A 19,613-nucleotide genomic window follows, 5' to 3' on the forward strand; every position below is an offset into this window, starting at 1 on the left:
CGACCCAGATCGCCTACTGGCTGGCCTTCGCCGGGTTCTTCTTCGGGCTCACGTTCGGGCTGCTCCAGGTGTGCACGGAGGTGGCGGTCCTGCGCCGGGAGCGCCACGCCGGCGTGCGCGTCGGCGCCTACCTGCTCGCCAAGGTCGCGGTCCTCGGACCGGTGCTGCTGGTGGTGGACGCGGCCATGGTCGCCGCCCTGCACCTCACCGACCGGATCCCGGACCTGAGCCTGGGCGAACACGTCGCCCTGCAGGTCACCATGGCGCTCAACGCCGGTGCCGCCCTCTGCCTCGGCCTGGCCGCGTCAGCGGCGGTGACGACGACAGCGCAAGCCGCCCTGGCCCTGCCGATGCTGTGCTTCCCGGCGGTGCTCTTCGCCGGCGTCACCGTGGTGCTCGGCGCCCTGGCCCACGTCAGCGTCCGGCGCCGGTCGGCGTAGGCGTCGACCTCACCCGAGCGGGACGGCTGCGCCGGACGCGTCCGGCGCGTGCTCGCACCGGGCGGTGTCGAGCGGCTGACCGGCGACCTCGAAGAGGTCCCGGGCCTCGGACATGAGCGCCACCGCCTCCTCCTGATCGCCGGCTGCCGCAGCGCGGTGGGCCCGGGCCTCCACGATCGCGGCTCGCCAGGAGGTGCCCTCCCAGAGCGCACCCGACTGCTCGGCGATGGCGAGGTAGAGGTCGGCCCGGTCCAGGTCACCCGCCTGCGCGCTGGCCGTGGCGGCCGGCACGGCCAGCATCACCGCGCAGAACGGGCACAGGTCCTCGGTGCCGAGCGTCGCCTCGGCTCGCTCGATGACGGCCAGGGCCGCGTCGGGACCGTCCGCCGCCAGCATCATCGTCCCGTAGATGCGCTGGAGGAGGTGGAGCGAGATCGTGCTCCACCGGGCGAGGGGCAGCGCCCGCTGCAGCAGGGTCCGGGCCGCGGCCCGGTTCCCCTCGGCCAGCTCGACCTCGGCCAGGCGCTGCAGGCTGTGGGCCTCCCCCGACCGGGCACCGATCTCCCGGTGCAGCGCCATCGACTCCTCGAGCTCGCGGCGGGCCCGGGACAGGTCGCCGGCGAGCAGCGCGGCCTCGCCGGCCAGCGCGGAGGCGAACGCCACGGCCCGCAGGGCGCCGGAGCGAAGCGCGGTGGCGTGGAGCCGCTCGGCGAGCTGCAGCACGTCCTCGTACGGGGTGGGCCCGTAGAGCAGGTACTCGGCCGGGCACAGGTAGCTGTCGAAGATGGCGAGGGCGATCTCGGGGTCCTGCACGGTCCGGACCAGCTCGGTGCGCATGCGGTCGAACCACTCGCCCCGGTGGTGGGCGAGCAGGCCCTCGAGCGCGATCAGGTCCAGCACCTGCCAGGTCTGGTCGCCGCTCAGGATGCGGGTGCGCGCCTGCTGCGTGAGGTCCCAGGCCCCGGCGTGGTCGCCGGCGAAGTAGGCGACGTTGGCCCGGGCGAGGAGCACGTCGGGGTCGGTCGGGCCGCCGTCGGGGACGAGCCCGTCGATGGCGGCGACGGCGGTGTCGATGTCGCCGGCGACCGTGGCGGCCCGGGCGAGGCGGGCGCGCAGCAACCGGGCCTGGTCACCGGAGGCGAGTGGCAGCGCCTGGCGGTATGCGGCCGGGGCGGTGGGGTCGCCCAGGGCGAAGAGCAGGTCGGCGCGCAGGGCCAGGGCCTGGGCCCGGTGCTCCCCGCCGGCGTGGTCCTGGATGCGCCCGACGAGCGCGTAGGCGTCGCGGTACGCGCCGACGGCGGCCGCCCGGTCAGCGGCGGCGAGGAGGTGGGGCACCGCCGCCTCGTGGTCGCCGCCCTCGAGGAGGTGGTGGCCGACCCGGGCCGGCGACGCGCCGAGGTCGGCGAGCCGCTCGGCGGTGAGGCGGTGGATCTCCAGCCGCCGGTGCGGCGGCAGGCCGGCGAGCAGGGCCTCGCGCACGAGGCTGTGCCGGAACCGGTAGCGCGCGCCGGTGTGCTCGAGGATCCGGGCGGCGAGCGCCCGGTCGAGGTGGGTGAACGCCTCGTCGTCGGGCAGGTCGGTGACGGCGACGAACTCGTCGGTGTCGAACGACGACCCGAGCAGGGCGGCTCGCTCGAGCACCTGCTCGTCGTCGGGGTCGAGGGCGCGCAGGATCGCCTCGCCCACCGAGTCGACCGGCGCCGCGCCGGCGGCCGCCTGGCGGGCCAGCTCGACGAGCGCGAACGGGGAGCCGTCGGCGACGGCGATGACGCGGGCGGCGGCCTCGTCGTCCAGGCCGGGAGCGGCGGTGGAGACGAGCTGGCGGGCCCGCTCCTCGTCGAGCCGGTCGAGCTGGACGTCGGTCGCGGCACCACGTCCGACGAGGCTGGACTGCACCGACAGCAGCGGGCCCGCTGCGGCCCCCTCCCGGGCCGCGAGCACGAGCAGCACCGGCTCGTCCGTCAGCCCGCGTGCGAGGTAGTGGAGCAGGCGGGTGCTGGCCTCGTCCGCATCGTGGAGGTCGTCGAGCACGAGCACCACGCACTGCTCGCGACCGGCCAGGCGGAGCAGCTCGGCGGCCGCCACGAACAGGCGCTGGTGGCCACCCTCCCCCGACCAGTGCAGCTCGGAGCCGAGCAGCGCCCGGTCCAGCTCGGCGCGGTAGGCGGGATCGAGGTCGTCGAGCAGGGAGCGGTCGGCCCGGCACAGCTCGCCCAGCGCCTCGAGCACCGGCGCGTACGGCCACGATCCCTCGACCCGCGCCGCCGCACCCCGCCCGACCAGGCACCCGCGCTCGCCGGCGTGGCGGGCCACGGCGTCGAGCAGCGCGGTCTTGCCGGCGCCGACGGGCCCGCGCACGAAGGCGGTGCGGCCCCGGCCCTGCTCGGCGTCCTCCAGCAGCGCGACCAGCGAGGCGAGCGCACCCTCCCGCCCCACGAGCTCGAGGGCGCGGTCCGCCGGCGCACCCGCGGTCACCGAGCCCAGCTCGAGGAGCTGGTCGCGCAGCGCGGACGCCTCCGGCCCCGGGGTGCACCCGAGCTCGGTGGACAGCGCCCGCTCGAGCCGCTCGTACTGGCGCATCGCCCCGTGCACGTCGCCCCGCTCCCGCAGCGACCGGATGAGCGCCAGGTGGGCGGCCTCGTCGGTGGGGTCGACGGCGATGAGGTGCTCCCACCGTCCGAGCCGTCGCAGCAGGTCGGCGCGCAGCGCCGCCAGCCGCTCCCGAGGCGCGAGGAGCCACTCCTCGTAGGGGTCGTCCGGCAGCAGCTCGCCCGGGTGTGCGTCGAGGGCCGCGGCCATCTCGAGCTGGTCGTCGCGGCGGAGCGCGACGACGGCGGCCTCCTCGAATGCCACGGCATCGACGACGACGTCGTCGTGGGGCAGCAGCGTGAGCACGTCGCCGACCGTGACGAGGGCGTCGTTGTCGCCCAGCGCCCGGCGGGCGTAGTACGTGGCCTTGTGCAGCTTCGGTGCCACCGCGTCGGGGGTGTGGTCGGGCCAGAGCGCGTCGATCACCTGCTCGCGGTGGAGGCGCCGGCCCGGTGCCAGGGCCAGCAGCTTCACGAGCGATGCCGCCTGCCGGCGGCGCCAGCCGTCTCCGGGCGCGACGACGCCGTCGCGCTCCACTGCGAAGGTCCCCAGCACGGTGATGCGCGTCGTCCTCACGAGCTGCTCCCTGTGCCGCCGATACGGTACCCCCGCGCCTCGGCGGGATGCAGCGCTTTCTGCCGTTTCCGTGCCAGGAGATCGCGTCCGGTGTCAGGAGACCGCTGCCGGCAGCGGCGCGACCCGGGCGGTGTCCGCATCCCGGAAGGCCTCCGTGCGCCACCAGCACCGGAACGCCCGCTCGCCCATCAGCGCCAGCACGGGCCCGACCTGGGTGGCCTGGGCGCGGAGGGCGGCGAGCTTGCGATCGAGCAGCTCGTCGTCGAGGTCGACGGCGAGCGCGACCTCCTCCGGTGGCGTCCGCAAGGGGAGCCCCGGGCCGAAGACCGGGATCTCCTCGTGCAGCGCGGCGTGCTCCTCGGCGAAGGTGTCGGTGGTGGTGGCGTGGAGGAGGCGACCGCGGCCGGTGCGGGCCCAGGCTGCCGTGGTCCACGCCGACACGGTCTGGTGGTCGGGGTGGCCGGTCATGCCGTCGGGGCCGAAGGTGACGATGGTGTCGGGACGCACCTCCTCGATCACCGCGGCGATGGCGCCGACCGCCGGCTCGAGCTCCTGCTGGGGGAGGGTGCCGTCCTCGTAGCCGAGGATGCGGTGGTCGGTGACACCGAGGATCGCCATCGACGCCGCGATCTCCATGCGGCGGGTGCGGGCCAGGCGCACCGGCGGCCAGGTGCCGGGGTCGTCCGTGCCGTGCTCCCCGAGGGTCGCCGTCACGCACGTGACGTGGTTCCCGGCGTCCCGGGCGAGCGCCATGAGCCCGGCGGAGAGGTAGGCCTCGTCGTCCGGGTGGGCCCACACGCCGAGCACGGTGCCGAGGGTGCGGGCATCGAGGTGGTGGGTGATGCGGAGGGTGGTCATCGGAGCTCCTAGTTGATGGCGAGGAGGGCGCTGACGGCCCAGAGGGTGAGGAGGCCGCCGGCGAAGGCCGCGGCCGGCGGCCGGCCCCGGCTGGCCAGGGCGAGGGTGACGATGCCGGCGGAGCCGACGGCGAGGCCGTCCCCGCCCCTGGCAGCCAACGGCTCGATCAGGGCGGCGGCGGCCAGCCCGGCGAACGCGGCGGGCACGACGAAGCCGGCCATCCGCTCCATCCCGGCGGGTGCGTGCAGGCGATCGATGGCGAAGACGATGCTGACCCGGAACAGGTACGAGCCGAGGCCGGCGAGGAGGATGACGGTCCAGGCGGTCATGGCCGGCTCCCCTCGACCAGGCCCGCCGCACCGATGCCGGCTGCGATGCCGAGCAGCGGTCCGGCGTGGAGCGGGAGCCCCGAGCCGACGACGGCCACGAGGGCGCCCACGGCTGCGGCGGTGAGGGCCGGCCGGCCCCGCACGGAGTGGCCGAGCTCGGCCAGGAGGAACAGCGGGATGGCGTGCTCGAGGTGGAGGGCCTCGGGTACGCCGGCGCCGGCGAGGTAGCCGGCGATGATGGACAGCTGCCAGGCGGCCCACAGCACGAGCGCGGCGCCGATGTAGTGGCGGTTCCCCCGACAGCCGGGGTGCCGGTCGTAGCCGGCGGCGCCCACGGCGTAGGACGGATCGATGAGCAGGTAGGAGGCGCTGGCGCGGAACCATGCGCTCGTGCCCTGCCAGCGGGGCGCCATGGATGCGCTGTAGAAGACCAAGCGCGCGTTGATGGCGAGCACCGTGGCGACGGCCACGGCGGGGGCCGCACCCTGCTCGAGCAGGCTGATGGCCGCGAGCTGGGCGCTGCCGGCGTAGATCGTGACCCCGGTGGCGAGGCCGGCGCCGTGGTCGATGGAGCTCGAGCCCACGGTGATGCCGACCATGAGGCCGAAGGGCACCACGCCGACGAGCCAGGGCAGCATCGCCCGTGCGCCGGCGAGGAGATCGGGGCCCCCTCGGAAGCTGGCAGTCGTGGTGTCGCGGTCGGTGGCGGTGGGTGCGGTGACGGTCATCGGAGGGCTCCTCGGCGCGTGCCTGCGTGGCCGGCCCGGGGAGGTCCGGACCGGCCACGGCGGCGGGTTGTCACCCGGTGGTGACGTTGATGGCGACGGGCACCGAGCTGGTGATCACGTCGTAGACGGCGGAGCGCTGCTTGGACTGCTCCACCAGGGAGGCCAGCACCTCGGGCGAGGCGTCACCCTCGACGACCATGTCGACGGTGATCTGCTGGTAGCCGTTGCGGACCTCGGGGTCGAGCCCGAGGATGCCGTTCAGGTCGATGTCGCCCGAGACGGTCGAACGGACCTCGTGCAGGGTCACGCCGCGGGCGGCGGCGATGTTGGCCAGGCCCGCGGTGAGGCAGCTGGCGAGGCCGTGGAGGAGGAACTCCACCGGCGTGGGCCCGTTGTCGTTGCCGACGAGGACCGCGGGGTGGTCGGCCTCGAACACGAACGTGCGCTCGTGGCTGCGCTCCTCGCCCACCCCGAAGAAGTCCTCGATGGTGCTGCGGCTGTGCGTGCCGGACTGCCACTCGTTGTGGGCCCGGAACTGGAACTTCGCCGCGGCCGGCGCCTGCTTGACGGCGTCGAGGGTGGCGAACAGGGTCGGGGTGTCGACGCCGTTGCGGGCCGGACGGGTGTTGCTCTCGGTGATGCTCATGGGATTGCTCCTTGTGTTGTTCTGGGTTGGTTGGTTGGTGGGAGGTCAGGCGGCGAAGGCGCCGACGGGTCGGATCGGTGGAAGGGCGGCGAGGGACTCGGCCTCGGCCTCGATGCAGCGGCTCAGCTGCTTCTGGAGCTCGGAGAAGCGGTCGGGGGCCGGGAACAGAGCCAGGGCGCAGGTGATCTCGAACAGGTCCGAGACCATCTCGTCGCGGCGGGCGTGGTAGCGGGCCATGGCATCGGCCTCGTCGACGTCACCGGCGAGGACGGCACCGATGGTGCGGGCCAGGTGCTCGGCGTCGCGGAAGGCATCGGTCATGCCGTGGCCGGTGATGGCGTCGCGGAAGTAGGAGGCGTCGCCGACCAGCGCCCACCCGTCGCCGACCGGCTGGCGCAGCAGGTTCGGCATGGCCGAGAAGCCACGGACGGGGGCGGTCTGGCGAGCGGCGGCGAGGCGGTCGGCGAAGGCGGGGCTGATCTCGGCGACCAGGTCCCGGAAGGCCCGGTTGCGGTCGACGCCGCCCCGCAGTCCCTCGGCCCGGTCGACCGGGGTGGACACCCACACGTTGGCCTCGCCGCAGTGCGTGGGGAACAGGCCGACGAAGCCGCCGTCGCTGAGGTGGAACTCGGTGCCCTGGAAGTCCAGGTCGGCGACGTAGGTGTAGTGGCAGGCCCCGTTGGCGTGGCGCTGGTCGGTCACCGGGGCGTCGACGGCACGGGCGATGCGGGACCGCAGCCCGTCGGCACCCACCACGAACCGGGCGTGCAGCTCGACGGGCTCGCCGTCGGCGCCTCGTCCGACGACGCCGTCGACCCGCCCGGTGGCGGCCCGGGTCACGTCGGTGACGGTGACGCCGGTGCGGACCCGGGCACCGGCCTGCTCGGCCGCCCGCAGGAGGATGTCGTCGAGGATGTGGCGGCGGGGCGCCACCAGGTGGTCGACGCCGGCGGCGGCCTTGATGTCCTTTCGGATGACGGTGTCGCCGATGTGGAACGACACCTCCCGGATGGCGGGGGCGCCGCTGGCCAGGACCTCGTCGAGGATGCCCCACCGGTGGAGCTGGACCACGGCGCCCCGGGCGAGGGAGTGGGTGGAGAGGGTGTCGCTCGGGAACCGGGAGCGGTCGATGGTGACGACGTCGACGCCCTGCTGGGCGAGCAGCATGGCCGTCGAGGCGCCGGCGCAGCGGCTGCCGACGACGACCACGTCGTGGTGTGAGGTGGTGGGGCTCATGTCGCCCACCATCCGGTGACCGGCTTCCCCGGCGCTTCCCCGGGCTTCCCCGCCCGGCTGCTGGTCGATCTGTTCCATGGAGCAGACGATCCGGGATCGGCGGAGGGGAGGCTTGGAGGACATCTGCAGAACTCCTGGAGAAGTCCTCCACGGTCCGACCGGTGGCTGCACACTGTTGGGGTGCGCTACCGATTCGAGGACGCGGTCATCGATGCCGCGACCTTCGAGCTGAAGGTCCACGGCGAGGTGGTGCCCGTCGAACCGCAGGTGTTCGAGGTGCTGACGTATCTCGTCCGAAACCGGGATCGGCTCGTGCCCCGCACCGAGCTCCTCGACGCGGTGTGGGGTGACCGGTTCGTGTCCGACAGCGCGCTCGCGTCGCGGGTGGCCGCAGCCCGTGCGGCCATCGGTGACGACGGACGGTCGCAGCGCTGCATCCGCACCGTCCATGGCCGCGGGCTGCAGTTCGTGGCGCCGGTCGTCGTCGAGCTCGAGTCGGTACCGGAGGAGGCGGACCCCGTGCCGGACGAGGACCTGCAGCAGTCCGTCCGGTTCGCCCGCGCCCCCGACGGCCTGCAGCTCGCGGTGGCCACCGTCGGGCGGGGAGCGCCCCTGGTGAAGGCGGCCAACTGGCTCACCCACGTGGAGCTCGACTGGCGCAGCCCCGTGTGGCGGCACTGGAACGATGCCCTGGCCGCGCGGTTCGAGTACATCCGCTACGACGCCCGTGGCTGCGGGCTGTCCGACCGCGACCTGTCGGGCTCCGACCTCACCGACCTGGACGTGTGGGTGGACGACCTCGCCGCCGTCGTGGATGCGAGCGGCCTCGACCGCTTCGCGCTGCTGGGGATCTCGCAGGGCGCCGCGCCCGCCATGGCCTTCGCCGTGCGCCACCCGGAGCGGGTCTCGCACCTGATCCTGTACGGCGCCTACGTGCGGGGGATGCACCGCCGCGACGAGGCGACGCGCCAGCGCGCCGAGATGTTCCGCACGCTGATGCGCGAGGGGTGGGGCGGCGCGAACCCCGCGTTCCGGTCGGTCTTCACGACGACGTTCATGCCGGACGCATCGTCAGAGCAGATGCGCTGGTTCAACGACCTCCAGGTGCAGACCGCCGACGCCGCCAACGCCATCCAGCTGGAGGTGGCGTTCTACGACCACGACTTCGCCGAGCTCGCCGAGCAGGTGACCGTGCCCACCCTCGTCTTCCACAGCCGGGGCGACCTCGCGACGCCGTACGAGGAAGGCCGAGCCCTCGCCGCCCTGATCCCCGGCGCAGAGCTGGTCACGCTGGACAGCAGGAACCACATCCTCGTGGAGTCGGAGCCGGCGTGGCAGGACTTCCTCCACCACCTCGACCGGTTCACGCATCCGTGAGGGCGCGACGCGCTCAGTCCATCGACAGGACGAACGCCACGGCCGGATCGGCTCGGCCGTCGAGGACCTCGAGGTAGGTGTCGGCGACGGCGTCGGGGCCCTGGCGCTCGACGACCTCGATCCAGTCCTGGACCACCGGCAGGAACTCGGCCCAGGCGTCGGCGAAGCGGGACTCGACCCCGCCGGGCCCCCAGTCCTCACGGCGCTTCACGATCTGGTCGGGTGCGAAGAACAGCGCCGGCTTCGGACCGGGGAGGTCGCCGCCGCCGCCCACCTGCTCCCAGTGGGTGCCGCCGACCTGCACGCTCGCCGCGAGCCCGCCCATCTGCTCGTGGACCGCCGTTCGCACGCCGGCGTCGCCGGCCATGTCGACGTAGACCGAGGGCCCGTCGGCGGGGAGGGAGTCGACGTCGTCGTAGGTGACCACCCGGTCGTAGACGCCGAGGCCCTCGACGAAGTCGACGTTTCCGGCGGACGTGAGGCCGACCACCTCGGGCCGGTCGGTGCGACGGGCCAGCAGGTGGGCGAGCCCGAACGAGGTCTTGGACGAGGCGCTCGACAGCACCACGGTGCCGTCGCCGGCGCCGAAGAAGCCGTTGTCGGCCAGCCAGTCGTCGAGCACGAAGTCGGTCATGAACAGCGGCCGCAGCAGCATCTGCAGGGGCTCGGTGGCAGGGTCGTACACCGGGTCGGTGGCGCAGCGGGTGTAGCCGTTGTAGGCGGGCGGCAGCGCAGCACGGTGGGCGGACGCGTCGGTGAAGCCGTGCTCGCTGACCCGTGTGGGCGTGACGACCAGCTCGGTGCCCATCGGCAGGTAGCCGTAGACGAGCTCGCCGTCGTCGAGGCCGGACCCGTTGGCCTCCACCACCTCGGCGAAGCCCCACACCGGGATGCGGCCCCAGCCCTCGCCGTCGGGTGCGGCCGGGAAGAAGGTCCAGTAGCCCATGAGGTCGCCGAACACGGCGTACGTCACGTTGTTGGCGCTGAAGCCGAAGCGCCGGACGGCGAGCCGGGCCTCACCAGGCTCCAGGGGTGCCGGCGGGGAGTCGACCACGCGGGTCTCGTGCAGGTCGTCGCGCTTCACCTCGAGGTCCATGGGCGGACCCTACGACCGCCGGCATCCACCCGCTCGGGCGGCAACCCGGTCGTCTAGACACGTCGTCGCGGCGGCGAAGTGCGCCGGCCGACGGAGGTGGCCCCGATGCAGCAGGAACCATTCGACGCACCCGTCACCGTCGAGGGGCCCGAGCGGGCACCGCGGCAGATGCTCGCCGAGCAGACCTACGGCGGGCACGCGAGCCTGCACGACGAGTCGACCGCCGACTCGCTCGGGCTGTCCGGCGCACCGATCGAGGGTCCGACCCACTTCTCCCAGTTCGACCCGCTCGCCCACCTGCTGTGGGGCGACGCATGGTTCGAGCGCGGGTGCATCAGTGCGCACTTCCGCACGATGGTCGTGGAAGGCGAGGGCGTCACGGCGCGCGCCACCCGCACCAGCGCCACGCGGGCCGACATCTCGGCCGCGAAGGCCGACGGCAGCCCGGTGCTCGCCGGATCGATCACCGCCGCCCCCGACGTCCCGACCGCGCTCGACGAGCGCCGGGCCCAGCTCGGCGACCCGGGCGAGCTGTTCATCGTCGATCAGATGGCCGTCGGCGACCGTTCCGGTCCGGTGACCTCGTCGGTCGACCTCGGGACGCCGAACGGCGACCTGTACCCCTTCTCGCTCGAGCAGAAGCTGGACGCCATCACCGAGCCCAGTGACTGGTACCGGACGGAGCGCAACCCGTGGGGTCGGCCGATCCTGCCGATGGAGATGGTCAGCGTCCTCACCCAGAAGGTCGGCGCGGACTTCCCGGTGCGCGGGCCGTCGGTGGGGCTGTTCCTGGATCTCGAGGTGAAGCTGGTCGCCGGCCCGATCTTCGTGGGGCAGGAGTACGTCCTGGAGCGCGAGGTGGTCGCCCTCGGGCAGAGCCGCCGCACCGAGTCGTCGTGGGTCCGCACCGACGTGACCGATGCCGAGTCCGGCGACCTGGTCGCCCACGTGCTGCTGCACTCCGGGGTGTTCAAGGAGTCCTACGCCGGGTACCCCGCCGACCGGATCTGAGCCCGGTCATCGCATGTCGGGCTTGGTCCAGACCAGGGAGTAGCGCCACAGGACGTGGCGCCGGTACCGCACGTCGGGCAGCACCCGCTCGGCGATGGCGCGCATGCGGTCGTAGGTCTCCGGCGGCGGCCACACGATCGGCGCGGAGTGGTCCCAGTAGGTCCGCTTCGGGCTCAGCTTCAGCCAGCGGGTGCTGACCGCGCCGGCCACCTGCCAGCCCAGGCGGATGCGAGCGGGCCAGATCGAGGCTCGGCTCGTCCAGGTCGAGTCCGACCACCTCGGGGATCTCCTCGTGCAGGTCGCGGCTGAGCATGCCCTCGCCGCAGCCGACGTCGAGGGCCCGCCGCGCTCGCGGCGGCACCGCGTCGAGCACGACGCGGTGCAGGTGGATGTTGTGGTTCCAACGATCGTCCCCCACGGCGCCGGACCATAGGTGGGCGAGAAGTCGCTGCGACGTGGGACTTCGGATGACCAAGATGAGCGTCGTGGCCGCCCACCTGACCCCGGACGTCGTCGCCGCGCTCGATGCCGCCGTCCTCGGGTGGTTGGCGACGGCCGACGAGCAGGGCGTGCCGAACGTGTCGCCCAAGGAGGTGTTCGCCCACCTCGAGGGCGATCGCGTCGTGATCGCCCACATCGCCTCGCCCCGCTCGGCCCGCAACGCCCGGGCCAACCCGCAGGGCTGCTTCAGCGTCGTGGACGTCTTCCGCCAGCGGGGGTGCAAGCTCACCGGCGCCCTGCACCTCCACGGTCCGGAGGACGAGCGGTTCGAGGAGGTCGCAGCACCCCTGCGGGCGATGGTCGGCGACCTACGGGGTCCGGCCGGCGTCGTCGTAGCCGCAACACCACAACTGCCAGTTCGGATTCGGGTACACCGGTGGGATGCGTCGACCCCTCGTGCTCCTGCTCGCCGCCGCCCTGCTCGTCGCCGCGTGCGGTGACGACGACGCAGCGGCTCCCGACGACACCGGATCCGGTGATGTCGCCGACGACACCACGACGACGACCGAGGCACCCGAGGACGAGGTCCGCCTGAACGAGATCCAGGTGCTCGGCTCGCACAACAGCTACCACCTGCGTCCCGATCCCGATGTGCGGGCCGGCATCGCCGCGGTGGCCGGCGAGAAGATGGCCCTGGAGCTCGACTACGAGCACCTGCCCCTCACCGAGCAGCTCGAGGAGCACGGGATCCGCCAGTTCGAGCTCGACGTCTACGCCGACCCCGAGGGCGGACGCTTCGCCGACCGCCCGGCGCTGGCCGTGCTCGGCCGACCCACCGAGAGCGGCGAGACGGCGCTCGCCGAGCCGGGCTTCAAGGTGCTGCACCAGGTCGACGTCGACTTCCGCAGCACGTGCCTGACGCTGGTGGCCTGCCTCACCGAGATCGAGGCGTGGTCATCGGCCGATCCCGACCACGAGCCCGTGATGATCATGATCGAGACCAAGCAGCAGTCGATCCCCGAGGCGCTCGGCGACGACCTCGACCCGGCCCTCGGCATCCCGTGGACCGAGGTCCTCACCTTCGATCGGGCGCTGTTCGACGCGCTGGAGGCCGAGATCCTCTCGGTGTTCGACCGGGACGCGATCATCACGCCCGACGACGTCCGGGGCGACGCCGCCACCCTGGAGGAGGCGGTGCTCGCCGGTGACGCCTGGCCCACGCTGGACGACGCCGCCGGCAAGGTCCTGTTCTCGCTCGTGGACCTCGGTCCGTCCCGGGACGTCTACGTCGGCGACGCCGCCAACCTGGAGAGCCGGCTGCTGTTCACGTCGTCGGAGGAGGGTCGGCCCGACGCGGCGTTCCTGCGCATCGACGACCCGATCACCGAGGCCGACCGCATCCGCGCCGCGGTCGAGGCCGGCTACCTGGTGCGCACCCGCACCGACGTGCCCGGCGTCGACGCGGTCACCGGCGACACCACCCGCCGGGACGCGGCCTTCGAGAGCGGCGCCCACTACCTGTCCACCGACTACTACGTGGCCGACGAGAGCCTCGGCTACACCCTCGTCGTGGACCTGCCCGGCGACGGCTCGGCCCGGTGCAACCCGGTCAACGCCCCGGAGGGCTGCGACCTCGCCGGCGGATGAGCCCGTCCGAGCAGCCCGTCGTCCGCCGTGCCGTCACCGTGACGGGTCGGGTGCAGGGCGTGTCGTTCCGCTACCACACCGTGCAGCAGGCCGAGCGCCTCGGCCTCACCGGCTGGGTGCGCAACCACGACGACGGATCGGTCCGCCTGGAGGTGCAGGGGCCGGCGGACGCCGTCGCCGAGCTGGTGGGCTGGCTGCACCACGGCCCGTCCCACGCGCGGGTCGACGGCGTCCGGGAGGACGCCGTCGACGTTCGCGATGGTGAGGCCGGCTTCCGCGCCGTGCGCTGACGGCTACTCGGTGGTGATGGCCCGGAGCACGTCGAGCCTCGCCGCCCGGCGGGCCGGGGCGATGGCAGCCAGCAGGCCGGCGATCACCGCCAGCACCAGCAGGCCGATGAGCGTGCCGGTGGGGATGGCGACCCGGTCGAGGAACGAGTCGGGCAGGGTCGACGAGGCGGCGATGCCGAACAGCACGCCGACGGCCACGCCGAGGACCGCGCCGAACAGTGACACGATCGCCGCCTCCCAGCGCACCATGCGCCGGGTCTGGCGGCGGGACATGCCCACCGCCCGGAGCAGGCCGAGCTCCCGGGTGCGTTCGAACACGGACAGCGCCAGGGTGTTGGCGATGCCGAGCACGGCGATGATCACGGCCAGCAGCAGCAGCACGTTGACGGTCACCAGGATCTGGTCGATCTGGGCCTCCTGGGCGTCGAGGAACTCCTGGCGGTCGTCGATGTCGGCCTGGGGGAACTCGACCAGCGCGGCCTCGACCGCCGAGCGGGCCTCCTCCGGGGTGACCCCGTCGGCGGCCCGGGCCATCACGACGCCGTCGGTGACGTCGGTGAAGTTGGCGTCGTGGGCCTCGGTGGAGATCACGTAGTTCCCGGCGAAGGTGGCATCGGCGTGGGTGCCCACCACCGTGAACGTCTGCTCCCCGGTGGCACTGAAGGCCAGCGCCACCTCGTCGCCGGGCTCGAGGCCGAGGTCCCGGGCCGGGTCCTCGTGCACGAAGATCCCGTCGGCGCCGAGATCGGCCAGGGTCCCGCCGGACTGCACGTCGATGTCGACGAGCTCGCCGCCGTCGGCGTTCACGGCCACGAGCTCGCGGGTGGCACCCTCGAACTGGAAGCGGCCGAACCGGATGCCCGACACCGCGTCCAGCTCCGGCGTCTCCGCCAGGGTCTCGGCCAGGCGGGGGGAGAAGCCGGCGAAGGAGGTCTCGCTGATGACGTAGTCGGCCATGACCGACTGGTCGATCTTGGCGGCGAAGGTCTCCTTCACCGACGTGCCCACCACCGACGCCATCGTCACCAGCGCCAGGCCGATGACCAGCGCCGAGGCGGTGGACGCGGTCCGGTACGGGTTGCGGGCCGCGTTGGCCCGGGCCAGCACGCCCGGCTCGCCGAACAGCTTGGCGATGGGCGCACCGAGCAGGCGGGCGACCGGGCCGGCGACGAGCGGTGACAGGTTGGCGATGCCGAGGAAGACCAGGACCGCGCCGAACCCGAGCGCGCTCAGCGTCGGTGCGGTGCCGTCGGTGACGGTCATGCCCATCAGCACCAGCACGGCGCCGACGCCGGTCAGCGCCGCGCCGATGGTCAGGCGCAGGCGCCGGGAGCGGCCACCGGACTCGACCCCGTCCCGCAGCGCGGTGATCGGGGACACCTTGGCCGCCGACCGGGCCGGGATGACCGACGCGGCGAGCGTGACGCCGATGCCGACGACCAGCGCGGTGATGACCGTGGAGGCCTGCACCACCAGGGCGCCGGGCGGGAGGCTGAACCCGCCGGCGTTCAGCAGCCCGCGCAGGCCCATGGCGGTGAGCACGCCGGTGCCGAGGCCGATGAGCGACGAGAGGGTGCCGACCAGCAGCGCCTCGAGGATCACGGTCCGGCGGATCTGGGCGGCGGATGCGCCGATGGCCCGCAGGAGGGCGAGCTCCTTGATGCGCTGGCCGAGGATGATCGAGAACGTGTTGTAGATGTAGAACGCCGACACGAACAGGGCGACGGCGGCGAAGCCGAGCAGCACGTTGCCGAAGATGTCGGCGATCTCGCCGAAGGCCTCGGCCCCCTCCTCGCTGACCTGGGTGCCGGTGACGACCTCGACGCTGTCGGGCAGGGCCCCGGCCATGGCCGTCTGGACCTCGTCGGCGTCCGCGCCGGGTTCGAGGCCGATGTAGATCTCGTCGTAGAGGCCCTCGCTGTCGAAGACCCGCTGGGCCTCCTCGGTCGAGAACATCGTCAGCACGGCGCCGGCGAGGGAGTTGCTCTCGCCGAAGGTGGCGGTGCCGACGAGGGTGAAGGTCTCCGTCCCGCCGGGCAGCAGGATCTCGACGGTGTCGCCGATCTCGTAGCCCTGGTCCTCGAAGGTGCCCTGGTCGAAGGCGACCTCGCCGGGCTCGTCGGGGCGCTCCCCGAGGTTGAGGGTGACCGGGTTCAGTCGGTCGGTCCCGCTCCACGAGGTGCCGATGAGCGGCGCGCCCGTGGTGGTGACCGGCTCGCCGTCGGTGCCGATGGGCTGCGCGGTGCCGCCCACGCCACCTTCGGCGACCTCGACGCCGTCGACGCCGCGGACGACGTCGAGCAGCTCGGCGGGCATGGGTTCGCGGTTGCCGGTGAAGGACTGCTCGTCGAAGGGGGCCCCGGAGCGGACCTGGAGGTCCACGCCGGCGCTGATCTCGGTCATGAGCGTGTCGAAGCTGCGCCGGACCGTGTCGGTCACCACGAGGCTGCCGACCACGAAGCTCACGCCGAGCACGACCGCGAAGCTGGTCATGACGAAGCGGATCTTGTGCGCCAGGAGCTGGCGGATGCTGAGGCGGAGCATCTCAGCGCGCCTCGGCCAGGTCGTCGCCGAAGCGCTTCATGCGGTCCAGCACCCGGTCCGCGGTCGGATCGGCCATGTCGTCGACGATCCGGCCGTCGGCCAGGAACAGGACCCGGTTGGCGTACGCCGCGGAGGCGGGGTCGTGGGTGACCATGACGATCGTCTGGCCCAGCTCCCGCGTGGCGTTGCGCATGAACGACAGGATCTCGGCACCGGTGGCCGAGTCGAGGTTGCCGGTCGGCTCGTCGGCGAACACGATCGCCGGGTCCGACGCGAGGGCGCGGGCGACGGCGACGCGCTGCTGCTGGCCGCCGGACAGCTCGGACGGGCGGTGGTCGAGGCGGTCGCCCAGGCCGACGGCGGCGATGACCTCGGCCAGACGGGCTTCGTCGGGTGAGCGGCCGGCCAGGCGGGTCGGGAGCACGATGTTCTCGCGGGCGGTCAGGGTCGGGACCAGGTTGAACGCCTGGAACACGAACCCGATGCGGTCGCGGCGCAGCTCGGTCAGCTGCTTCTCCGACAGGGTCGACAGGTCGGTGCCGTCGACGATGACCTGACCGGAGGTCAACGTGTCGAGGCCGGCGAGGCAGTGCATCAGGGTGGACTTGCCGGAGCCGGAGGGGCCCATGATGGCGGTGAAGCGCCCGGCCTCCAGCTCGACGTCGACGTGGTCCAGGGCGGTGACCTCGGTGGTGCCGGAGCCGTAGACCTTGACGGCGTCGATGGCGCGGGCGGCGATGCCCGCAGGTGCTGCGTCGTGTTCGTTCATGAGGCGGACGGTACGGACGGGCCGCGGCCCCGTCGTCCGGCTGGCGGATGATCCGCCGTCGTCCTGCAGGTTGATGCCGGGCGTCAGGCGCCCGGGGCCACCACGCCGGTGGCGTAGGCGTGGACCACCGCCTGGACGCGGTCGCGCACCTCGAGCTTCATCAGGACCCGCCCGACGTGGGTCTTCACGGTGGCCTCGCCCAGGTACAGCTGCTCGGCGATCTCGCCGTTGGACAGCCCCCGGGCCATCAGCACCAGCACCTCCCGCTCCCGCTCGGTCAGGCGGGCGAGGCGCTCGTCGTCCGCCGGTCGGGGCGCAGGGGCGGTCCGGCCGAACTCCTCGATGAGCCGGCGGGTCACGCTCGGGGCGAGGAGTGCCTCGCCCGATGCGACGACCCGGACGGCGTGCACCAGGTCGTCGGGCGGTGCGTCCTTGAGCAGGAAGCCGCTGGCCCCGGCGCGGAGCGCGTCGAAGACGTACTCGTCGAGGTCGAAGGTCGTGAGCACGAGCACGCGGGTCTCGATGCTCGCAGCCCGGAGGCGGCGGGTCGCCTCGATGCCGTCGACGCGGGGCATGCGCACGTCCATCAGGGCCACGTCGGCCGCGGCGCTGCGGCACAGGTCCACGGCTTCGTCGCCGTCGCCGGCCGTGCCGACCACGTCGATGTCGTCCTCCACATCGAGGATCATGCGGAAGCCGGTGCGCAGGAGCTCCTGGTCGTCGATGACGACGACGCGGATCGCGCTCATGCCACGGCCGACCGGCTCAGGGGGATGGTGGCCCGCACCCGGAAGCCGCCGCCGGGACGGGCGCCGATGACGAGGGTGCCGCCGAACAGCTCGACCCGCTCGCGCATCCCGATCAGGCCCTGGCCCGACGAGGGCACGTCGTCGTGAGGTGGGCTGCCCCGGCCGTCGTCGGTCACCTCGATGTGGACGGCGTCGTCGTAGCGAACGGCGACGTGGGCCCGGGCCGGGCCGGCGTGCTTCATCACGTTGGTCAGCGCCTCCTGCACGATCCGGTACACGGTGAGGCCGATGCCGGCGGGGAGCTCGCTGGGTTCCTCATCCAGGTCGAGCTCGACGTCCATGCCGGCATCGCGCCACTGCTCGACGAGGGCGGTGAGGTCGCCGGCGGTGGGCTGCGGCTCGATCGCCGTCGCCCCCTGCTCGTGGCGGAGCACGCCGAGCAGGCGACGCAGCTCCTCGAGCGCGTTGCGCCCGGTGGACTCGACGACGGCGAGGGCTTCGGCGGCCTGCGCCGGGTTGCGGTCCAGCACCCGGCGGCCGGCACCGGCCTGCACGACCATGACCGACACGCTGTGGGCCACGACGTCGTGGAGCTCACGGGCGATGCGGACCCGCTCCTCCTGGACGGCGAGCTCGGCGGCGGCGGCCTGCTCGCGCTCGGCCCGCTCGGCGCGCGCCTCGACCTCGGCCAGGTAGGCACCCCGGTTCCGCACGCTGTCGCCGATCGTCCAGGCGGTGGCGAAGATGACGGTGTTGGCCACCACGGCGATCGCGGGTAGGTCCTCGTCGTCCACCACGACGCCCACCACCATGACGGCGACGAGGGCGAGGCCGACGACCAGGCCCACGTGCAGGGAGCGGGGGCGGTCGACGTGGGCGGCGAGGGTGTAGAGCATCAGCAGCATCGCGATGGTCACACCGGAGTCGACGTAGTCGAGCACCCAGTACGCCACGATCAGCCCGGTCACGACCCACGTGACCGCCTCGGGGTTCCGGCGCCGGAGCGCGACGGCGCACCAGATGGTGACGGCCAGCGCCACGCCGAGGACGTCGACCTCGCGGTTCGACTCCGAGGTCATCTCGGGGTCGATCGTCAGCAGCCCGACCAGGCTCACCGCGCCGAGCGCGAGCGCGAGGAGCGCGTCCCACGCCTGGGGGTGGTCTCGAAGCCACTGGACGGGGTGTCTCAGCACGACGAAACGGTACCGGCGGTCGCCGGCCGGGTCGTCAGCCGGGGGGATGACCCGGCGGTCCTCCCGGAGGGGGAGCGGTCAGGCGGCCACCAGCGGGGTGTGGGCGGGGTCGACGCGCTCGTCGGCCGACGGCGGTCCCGGCGGGGTGCCCTCGCCGAACGGCGAACCGCCGAGCGACTCGCGCCCGTGCTCGGTCGTCCAGCCCGACAGGTCGGGCCCGGCGGGCACGATGCCGGTGGGGTTCACGTCGGTGTGGACCTCGTAGTAGTGGCGCTTGATCTGGTCGAAGTCGATCGTGTCGCCGAAGCCGGGCGTCTGGAACAGGTCCCGGGCGTAGGCCCACAGCACCGGCATCTCGCTGAGCTTGTTGCGGTTGCACTTGAAGTGGGTCTGGTAAACGGCGTCGAAGCGGGCCAGGGTCGTGAACAGTCGCACGTCGGCCTCGGTGATGGTGCCCCCCATGAGGTAGCGCCGGCCCTCGAGGCGCTCGGACAGCCAGTCGAGCCGGTCGAACAGCCGGTGGTAGGCGTCCTCGTAGCTGGCCTGGTTGCCGGCGAAGCCGCACTCGTACACGCCGTTGTTGACCTCCCGGTACACGAGCTCCATGACCTCGTCCATCTCGTCGCGCAGCGGTTCGGGGTACAGGTCCGGGGCGCCGGGCCGGTGGTGCTCACGCCACTCGGTGGACAGGTCGAGGGTGATCTGGGGGTAGTCGTTGGTGACGACCTGGCCGGTCTCGATCTCCACGATGGCCGGCACGGTGATCCCCTTGTCGTAGCCCGGGTCCCGGGCGAAGTAGGCCTCCTGCAGGCGCTCGATGCCGAGCACCGGGTCCACCTCCCCGGGGTCGAGGTCGAAGGTCCAGCTGCGCTCGTCGTGGGTCGGTCCGCACACGCCCATCGACAGCACGTCCTCGAGCCCGAGCAGCCGGCGCACGATGATCGACCGGTTCGCCCACGGGCAGGCCCGGGCCACGACCAGGCGGTAGCGCCCCGACTCGACCGGGTAGCCGTCGCGCCCGTCGGCGGTGATGCGCGTCGGGATGTAGCTGGTGTCGCGCTCGTACCCGTCGGACTCGATGTAGGAGGGCATGG

Annotated in this window: 19 protein-coding genes; 6 read left to right on the top strand and 13 right to left on the bottom strand. The window is 73.1% G+C overall.

Annotated elements, in window-relative coordinates; translation table 11 throughout:
* Positions 1–8 precede the first annotated feature (8 nt).
* Entirely contained in the window at positions 9–440 is a 432-nt protein-coding gene (locus RGQ06_RS08105; RefSeq protein ID WP_432427707.1) for an ABC transporter permease, read from the top strand.
* 9 nt (positions 441–449) lie between these two features.
* Here the strand turns inward: RGQ06_RS08105 and RGQ06_RS08110 are convergent, their stop codons facing one another.
* The 6 genes from RGQ06_RS08110 to RGQ06_RS08135 all read right to left on the bottom strand — a co-directional run bounded on the left by RGQ06_RS08110 (position 450) and on the right by RGQ06_RS08135 (position 7,480).
* Positions 450–3,605: an ATP-binding protein gene (locus tag RGQ06_RS08110; protein ID WP_432427074.1), complete on the bottom strand. Its 3,156-nt coding sequence runs from the start codon at positions 3,603–3,605 to the stop codon at positions 450–452.
* A 93-nt stretch (positions 3,606–3,698) separates the two neighbouring features.
* Positions 3,699–4,463 carry a PIG-L deacetylase family protein gene (locus RGQ06_RS08115; protein WP_432427073.1) on the bottom strand — a complete coding sequence of 255 codons (765 nt, stop codon included), beginning with the start codon at positions 4,461–4,463 and terminating at the stop codon, positions 3,699–3,701.
* A gap of 8 nt (positions 4,464–4,471) precedes the next feature.
* On the bottom strand, positions 4,472–4,792 hold the full coding sequence (locus tag RGQ06_RS08120) for an AzlD domain-containing protein (RefSeq protein ID WP_432427072.1): 321 nt from the start codon (positions 4,790–4,792) through the stop codon (positions 4,472–4,474).
* Entirely contained in the window at positions 4,789–5,520 is a 732-nt protein-coding gene (locus tag RGQ06_RS08125; protein WP_432427071.1) for an AzlC family ABC transporter permease, read from the bottom strand. Before RGQ06_RS08125 ends, RGQ06_RS08120 begins: the two co-directional genes overlap by 4 nt.
* Positions 5,521–5,590: 70 nt before the next feature.
* Entirely contained in the window at positions 5,591–6,166 is a 576-nt protein-coding gene (locus RGQ06_RS08130; RefSeq protein WP_432427070.1) for an OsmC family protein, read from the bottom strand.
* Between the two features lie 45 nt (positions 6,167–6,211).
* Complete coding sequence (locus RGQ06_RS08135) at positions 6,212–7,480, bottom strand: NAD(P)/FAD-dependent oxidoreductase (protein WP_432427069.1); 1,269 nt, start codon at positions 7,478–7,480, stop codon at positions 6,212–6,214.
* 102 nt (positions 7,481–7,582) lie between these two features.
* On the opposite strand from RGQ06_RS08135, the gene RGQ06_RS08140 reads away from it, so the two are divergent.
* On the top strand, positions 7,583–8,779 hold the full coding sequence (locus RGQ06_RS08140; RefSeq protein ID WP_432427068.1) for an alpha/beta fold hydrolase: 1,197 nt from the start codon (positions 7,583–7,585) through the stop codon (positions 8,777–8,779).
* 13 nt (positions 8,780–8,792) lie between these two features.
* Here the strand turns inward: RGQ06_RS08140 and RGQ06_RS08145 are convergent, their stop codons facing one another.
* Positions 8,793–9,875 (bottom strand): DUF2855 family protein, encoded by a 1,083-nt coding sequence (locus RGQ06_RS08145; RefSeq protein ID WP_432427067.1) that lies wholly within the window; start codon positions 9,873–9,875, stop codon positions 8,793–8,795.
* A 105-nt stretch (positions 9,876–9,980) separates the two neighbouring features.
* On the opposite strand from RGQ06_RS08145, the gene RGQ06_RS08150 reads away from it, so the two are divergent.
* The gene (locus tag RGQ06_RS08150; RefSeq protein ID WP_432427066.1) at positions 9,981–10,886 is read left to right on the top strand and encodes a hypothetical protein; all 906 of its coding nucleotides are present in this window, start codon (positions 9,981–9,983) and stop codon (positions 10,884–10,886) included.
* Positions 10,887–10,892: 6 nt separating this feature from the next.
* On the opposite strand, the gene RGQ06_RS08155 is transcribed toward RGQ06_RS08150, so the two are convergent.
* Positions 10,893–11,096, bottom strand: a complete 204-nt coding sequence (locus tag RGQ06_RS08155) for a hypothetical protein (protein WP_432427065.1) — start codon at positions 11,094–11,096, stop codon at positions 10,893–10,895.
* A gap of 257 nt (positions 11,097–11,353) precedes the next feature.
* Between RGQ06_RS08155 and RGQ06_RS08160 the strand changes: the two genes are divergently transcribed.
* Genes RGQ06_RS08160 through RGQ06_RS08170 form a run of 3 tightly spaced genes read left to right on the top strand, consistent with a single transcriptional unit; the run spans position 11,354 to position 13,264 of the window.
* Complete coding sequence (locus tag RGQ06_RS08160) at positions 11,354–11,827, top strand: pyridoxamine 5'-phosphate oxidase family protein (protein ID WP_432427064.1); 474 nt, start codon at positions 11,354–11,356, stop codon at positions 11,825–11,827.
* A complete protein-coding gene (locus tag RGQ06_RS08165; RefSeq protein ID WP_432427063.1) occupies positions 11,769–12,974 on the top strand; it encodes a Ca2+-dependent phosphoinositide-specific phospholipase C in 1,206 nt (401 codons plus the stop codon). Before RGQ06_RS08160 ends, RGQ06_RS08165 begins: the two co-directional genes overlap by 59 nt.
* Positions 12,971–13,264, top strand: coding sequence for an acylphosphatase (locus tag RGQ06_RS08170; RefSeq protein ID WP_432427062.1), 294 nt, complete (start codon positions 12,971–12,973; stop codon positions 13,262–13,264). The genes RGQ06_RS08165 and RGQ06_RS08170 overlap by 4 nt, the downstream gene beginning before the upstream one ends.
* A 3-nt stretch (positions 13,265–13,267) precedes the next feature.
* Here RGQ06_RS08170 and RGQ06_RS08175 read toward each other — a convergent pair whose 3' ends face one another.
* The 5 genes from RGQ06_RS08175 to RGQ06_RS08195 all read right to left on the bottom strand — a co-directional run bounded on the left by RGQ06_RS08175 (position 13,268) and on the right by RGQ06_RS08195 (position 19,611).
* Positions 13,268–15,808, bottom strand: a complete 2,541-nt coding sequence (locus tag RGQ06_RS08175; RefSeq protein ID WP_432427061.1) for an ABC transporter permease — start codon at positions 15,806–15,808, stop codon at positions 13,268–13,270.
* Position 15,809: 1 nt separating this feature from the next.
* Positions 15,810–16,577 (bottom strand): ABC transporter ATP-binding protein, encoded by a 768-nt coding sequence (locus RGQ06_RS08180; RefSeq protein ID WP_432427060.1) that lies wholly within the window; start codon positions 16,575–16,577, stop codon positions 15,810–15,812.
* Positions 16,578–16,660: 83 nt separating this feature from the next.
* Entirely contained in the window at positions 16,661–17,326 is a 666-nt protein-coding gene (locus RGQ06_RS08185; RefSeq protein WP_432427059.1) for a response regulator, read from the bottom strand.
* Positions 17,323–18,519, bottom strand: coding sequence for a sensor histidine kinase (locus tag RGQ06_RS08190; RefSeq protein ID WP_432427058.1), 1,197 nt, complete (start codon positions 18,517–18,519; stop codon positions 17,323–17,325). The genes RGQ06_RS08185 and RGQ06_RS08190 overlap by 4 nt, the downstream gene beginning before the upstream one ends.
* Positions 18,520–18,597: 78 nt before the next feature.
* Positions 18,598–19,611, bottom strand: a complete 1,014-nt coding sequence (locus tag RGQ06_RS08195) for a glutathione S-transferase family protein (RefSeq protein ID WP_432427057.1) — start codon at positions 19,609–19,611, stop codon at positions 18,598–18,600.
* Positions 19,612–19,613 lie beyond the last annotated feature (2 nt).

The organism is Salinilacustrithrix flava (assembly GCF_041228405.1).
In the GTDB taxonomy this organism is placed as follows: domain Bacteria; phylum Actinomycetota; class Acidimicrobiia; order Acidimicrobiales; family Salinilacustritrichaceae; genus Salinilacustrithrix; species Salinilacustrithrix flava.